General features: G+C 61.7%; 7 protein-coding genes and 1 pseudogene. 3 read left to right on the forward strand and 5 right to left on the reverse strand.

The window, feature by feature from the left end:
• The 4 genes from ABW043_RS11670 to ABW043_RS11685 form a co-directional block, all read right to left on the reverse strand.
• Positions 1 to 250 (reverse strand): MarR family winged helix-turn-helix transcriptional regulator (locus tag ABW043_RS11670; RefSeq protein WP_353921377.1); only part of this gene is annotated, 250 nt, incomplete at its 3' end.
• A gap of 61 nt (positions 251 to 311) precedes the next feature.
• Positions 312 to 1,184 carry a heme-dependent oxidative N-demethylase family protein gene (locus tag ABW043_RS11675; RefSeq protein WP_353921378.1) on the reverse strand — a complete coding sequence of 291 codons (873 nt, stop codon included), beginning with the start codon at positions 1,182 to 1,184 and terminating at the stop codon, positions 312 to 314.
• Between the two features lie 110 nt (positions 1,185 to 1,294).
• A complete protein-coding gene (gene ppa, locus ABW043_RS11680) occupies positions 1,295 to 1,828 on the reverse strand; it encodes an inorganic diphosphatase (RefSeq protein WP_353921379.1) in 534 nt (177 codons plus the stop codon).
• 140 nt (positions 1,829 to 1,968) lie between these two features.
• The gene (locus ABW043_RS11685) at positions 1,969 to 2,418 is read right to left on the reverse strand and encodes a universal stress protein (protein ID WP_353921380.1); all 450 of its coding nucleotides are present in this window, start codon (positions 2,416 to 2,418) and stop codon (positions 1,969 to 1,971) included.
• A gap of 90 nt (positions 2,419 to 2,508) precedes the next feature.
• Between ABW043_RS11685 and ABW043_RS11690 the strand changes: the two genes are divergently transcribed.
• Positions 2,509 to 3,060, forward strand: a complete 552-nt coding sequence (locus ABW043_RS11690; protein WP_353921381.1) for a hypothetical protein — start codon at positions 2,509 to 2,511, stop codon at positions 3,058 to 3,060.
• 2 nt (positions 3,061 to 3,062) lie between these two features.
• Here the strand turns inward: ABW043_RS11690 and ABW043_RS11695 are convergent, their stop codons facing one another.
• Entirely contained in the window at positions 3,063 to 3,518 is a 456-nt protein-coding gene (locus tag ABW043_RS11695) for a tellurite resistance TerB family protein (protein ID WP_353921382.1), read from the reverse strand.
• A 238-nt stretch (positions 3,519 to 3,756) separates the two neighbouring features.
• Here ABW043_RS11695 and ABW043_RS11700 point away from each other — a divergent pair, with 238 nt between their 5' ends.
• Positions 3,757 to 4,563: an ImuA family protein gene (locus ABW043_RS11700; protein WP_353921383.1), complete on the forward strand. Its 807-nt coding sequence runs from the start codon at positions 3,757 to 3,759 to the stop codon at positions 4,561 to 4,563.
• Positions 4,484 to 4,818, forward strand: a pseudogene (locus ABW043_RS11705) (hypothetical protein); the annotation flags it as partial. The gene ABW043_RS11700 and the pseudogene ABW043_RS11705, both read left to right, overlap by 80 nt.

The raw sequence follows: 4,818 nt of genomic DNA on the forward strand, positions 1-4,818 counted from the left end.
CGTCGGGATTGCGCTTTCGCGTGACGAGGCCATCGCGCTCCATGCGCTGGATGGTGGCGGTCATCGTCGGCTGTTCGACGGAGGCCGCCTCGGCAAGGCCCTTTGGCGTGTGCGCGCCGCCGGCCGAGAGGGCCAAGAGCACTGGCCCATAGGCGGGATTGAGCCCGATGGGACCCAGCATGGTTTCCGTTTCGCGCGCCAGAAGACGGGCAGCCCAGTTCAACTGGTCGGCGACGGTGGTCTCGTTCATATACTGAGCCTACTCAGGATTTTTCCCATTTAGGCGTTGCATGCTGATTTGGGCAAGCGTTTCAGATTATGTCTGCGAGACGCGCCAGAACGCGCTCCCGCTCGTGCGTTAGCCCCTTATAGTCGAGCTGTTCAGCTGTCAGGGCCAGAAGCTGGGTATGGAGCTGCCCGGCCAGGGTTTTGGCGTCGGGCATGCCAGCGAAAGTGTCGAGATCGACCAGCGAAATCCTTATCGTGAAGACGATGGCTCCTGTCTCAGGCAGTTTTCGCAGGGTCTGGCGCTCCAAGCGAAGATGCACGGGATCGGCCCTGTCGCCCGTGCCGAAGCGCGGTTTGTCTGGCCCCGATACATCGGGATGAAACAGCCTGCTATCGCCATAGAGCGACCAATTCCAGCGGATCATCGGCGCTTCCGGCCTCAGGGCATCGAACATGCGCGCCATGAGCTGGGCTGGTCTTGTCTCGGGGCCGAAGCCCGGCACCGGGTCATGGAGGGCGTCGAGCACTTTTCCGATTTTGTCGGCCAGCACCCAGGAGGACGGAAAACTCAGGCTTGCCGCCACGAGACGCCAACCGGGTTCGGTGCGCGAGAGGACGAGCAGATCGTCCTGCACCAGCCTTGCCGCCTGAAGCAGGGGAATGCCGCCGGGCTCAACCATCTCGCCGGTGGGCACGACCAGCAGCCCCTCCCCCCGCCTTTGCCAAAGGTGCGGAAAGCGGATGGGCAGATAATCGAATAACAGGGAAAGCAGCTCGGCCTGGGCCGGACGGCTTTCGGGCAGTTCGGCAAAAATCTCGGCGAGATGGGTTTTGTGCAGCCGCGCTTTTTCGGCCAGTTGCGCCGCCATATCCGCATCGGGATCGAGCCAGTCACTGGGGTCGAGCGGTTTGGTGGCGATCTGGAAAAGTCTGGTGTCGAAGGCGGGAAGCGTCATGCCGGCATGAAAGCTGCCGCGCCCGAGATTGGCAAGCGGCGGGAGGGAGCGGGAATGACACCGTGGAAAAGAAAAAGGGCAGGGTAGAACCCCGCCCTAAAAATCCAAAATCACTTGGAAGCGTTGTGGCGCTCGATCGATTCGAGGATCACGCGCTTGGCATCGGCGAGGTTGCCGATCCGGTCGATCTTGGCCCACTTGCCGGGCTCGAGATCCTTGTAGTGCGTGAAGAAGTGCTTGACGCGCTCGAGCTGGATTTCCGGGAAATCCTCGATGTCTTTGATATTGTCGTACATGCGGGTCAGCTTGGAGACCGGCACGGCGATGATCTTTTCGTCCTGGCCGCCATCGTCTTCCATGAAGAGCACGCCGACGGGACGCGAGCGCACCACGGCGCCGGGCACCAGCGGGCGCGAATTCATCACGATCACGTCGAGCGGATCGCCGTCACCGCATAGCGTATGCGGCACGAAGCCGTAATTGCCGGGGTAGCGCATCGGCGTATAGAGGAAGCGATCGACGAAGAGCGCGCCGCTATCCTTGTCGATTTCATACTTGATCGGCTCGCCACCAAGGGGGACTTCGATGATGACATTGAGGTCGTCGGGCGGGTTCTTGCCGGTCGGAATGGCGTCGATGTTCATTTGGGCGTGTCCGTTGCGTCAGGGAGGGGCTGAACGGAGGCGTTCTGCCGCAGAACGGCGGCCAAAGGCAAGCCGTAAAACCGATTGCTGTCCGAAGCTCTTCGCCGCAGGGCCATGAGCTTCGGACAAAAGGCAAAGGCCTATTTGACGATCAGGACCGGTACGCTGGAGCGCGCCAGCACTTCGGAGGCCTGGCTGCCGAGCAGCAGCCGGCCAAGACCGCGGCGGCCATGAGACCCCATGATGATGGTATCGACGCCACGCTCTTTCGCCGCTTCGAGAATGGCATCGGCCGGGCGATGGCGCGGCACATGCAGGGTTTCCGCAGTAATGCCAGCCACATCGAGTTTTTGCCTCGCGGCATCGAGCAGGTTTTTGGCCTGTTCCGCATAGTCCTCTTCGAGCTGGACGATGATCGGGCCCGCATCAAAAGTGCCGAAACCGCCCGCGCCGATGCCGGTCGCCACCGGATCGGTCGAGGTGAGGACCAGGATTTTCGAGCCGTGTGCTTTGGCGAGTTCGACGCCGGCCGCAACGGCCTTGTCGCCGAGTTCAGAACCATCGGTGGCAATAAGCAGGGATTTGAACATGCTCTTCTCCTTGTTATCAGCACAATAACCCGATCATTGTGTCGAGCAATTGATCTCGATCACATCATATCGCGGCGAGGAGGCCGGTGAATGTTGCAGCGTCTTTTTCTGGTCCTGACCGTCACTTGCGCGACGCCCGCCTTTGCCCAGTCGGGCTTTACCAGCGCCTATACCGACCTCGATATCGACCAGTGCCTGGTGCTCGAAGCCGACGATTTTGGTGCCAGCTGGGCCTGCCCCGGCTACAAGGGCTTTCCGGTGATGGTGCAGGAGGGCGATCTCAGGTTTTCCATCAGCTACGGCTTTGAGCCGGAGAAGAATTCGGCCGGTTTCCAGACGCTGCCGCCCTTCAATAATCTCGGCGGTAAACTCGAATGGCGGCTCTCAAACGCAAAGGGCTACTTTTTCCCGGTGGCCACCATCGTGCGCTATCACACCGCCGACCCTGAAACCGGCGAGAACAAGGGCCAGGTGCTGGTGGTGAGCCAGATTGCCGAGGGCAATTCCTGCCACATCGCCTATGTCGATGCGCTGGCCAACAAGGACGCCAACGAACTGGCCCGCGCCGCCGCAGACAAGTCCGGCAATTTCGACTGTGCCAATGACGAGCCGGACGTGATCGGCAAGTTCACCGCCTACTAATTTCAGGCCTCGGCTTCGGCCTCGCCGCGGCTGCCGCGAATCTGGTTGCGCAGCACGGTGCGGTCGCGGCTCGATACGCCGATCAGCTCGGCAATGCGCCAGACCATATTGTCCTCGAGCTCGTGATTCTGCCGGTCGGCAAACACCACGGTCCACATCATGCGGATGATTTCGACGCGATCTTCCATCGGCAATTGGGTAATGCCGGTGGTGAAACGGTAAAAATCCACCGCTTCGGCATCCTTCTCGGCCGCCTGCTTGATCAGGCGATCGACGCTCGACTCATCAAGATCATAGTGATCCATCAGCGCGCCGCGAATGGTCCGGCGCTCTTCGTCCTTCATCGTGCCATCGACCGCGGCCAGATGCACCAGAAGCGCTGCCACCGACAGTTTTGGGTCATTGCTTTTGGTCTCCGTCTCGGTTTTTTGAAACAGACGGGTCAGGGCCTCGAACATGGCTTTCAGCCTCGTGGACGGGGTGAAGGAAACACTTGTGAATGAGCCGGGAGGCCGCAGGCAAAGACTGGGGCAGAAGCCGGTTTTGCTCAATGGCCGCAAGTACTGCTCACGCGGTCTTGACCGCGCCTGATGCAGGCAGGCCACACCCTCTTTGGAGGGGGAAAGAAAAGGGACTCGACTCCCGAGGGATTCGGAGTCAACATGTTCCTGTTTTGTTCTAGTAGGCAGTTTCACCATGTCAGCCCCGGATCGCCAACAGCGCCTCACCGCGCTGCGGGACACCATTGCCGATATCGAGCGCAAGCCGGCACTGGCGGAGGCGGCCAATCGACCGCGGGGTGAACCCGGCACCTTTCCCGCATTGCCTTCGGGTCTCGTGCAGGAAGTCTATGCCGACGGCGCCCGCGACAGCGGCGCGAGCCTTGCTTTTGCCCTGACCCAGGCCAAGGGCCTCCTCACGGCTCGGCGCCCGGCCATTCTCTACGTGCAACTGGCCCAGGATGGTCAGTTTTTCGGCCTGCCCTATGGGCCGGGTCTGGCGTCCTTCGGGCTCGATCCCGACCGGGTGGTGATCGTAAGGGTCGCCGATATGACTGAATTCCTTTGGGCGACCGAAGAGGCCACCGCCTGCCGGGCGGTCGCGGCCATCATCGCCGAAGTGAAAGGCAGCTCGAAACTGCTCAATTTCACCGCCAGTCGGCGGCTGAGCCTGCGGGCCAGCGCCAATCGGGTTTCGCTTTTCATGCTCCGCTACGGACCACGACGGGAAAGCAGCGCCGGGCACCTGCGCTGGCGGGTCATGCCGCATCGTAGCGCTCGCCACGCCTTTGACGATCGCGCCCCAGGAAATGCCCGCTGGCACCTGAAACTCGAACGCGGCCGGATCGCCGGCAATCAACTGGACTGGATGCTGGAGGCGCGAAAGAATGGCTTTGCAATCTTCTCCTCCCAGCCAGCTGGCCTTGCGCGACCCCAGGCAGAAGCGCCGGTTTCTGGCGCTCCATCTCCCCTATTGGGCCACCGACTATCTCAAGCGGGCTGAGCCGGCGCTGAGCGAGCACCCCCTGGCGCTTTACGAGCGCATCAAGGGCGGCCTGCGCTTAGCCGCACTCGATCCAGAGGGCCTGCAGAATGGCCTGCGCCTTGGCCAGAACCTTGCCGACGCCCGCGCCATCTGGCCGGTTCTTACTGTGCGCGAGATCGACCGCCCAATGCTCGAAGCTGCCTTCGAGGACTTTGCCGATTGGCACTCCAATGCCAGTCCCCTCGTCTCGGTGATGACCGATGTGAGCCGCTT

It is taken from the genome of Devosia sp., from assembly GCF_040509215.1.
GTDB lineage: Bacteria > Pseudomonadota > Alphaproteobacteria > Rhizobiales > Devosiaceae > Devosia.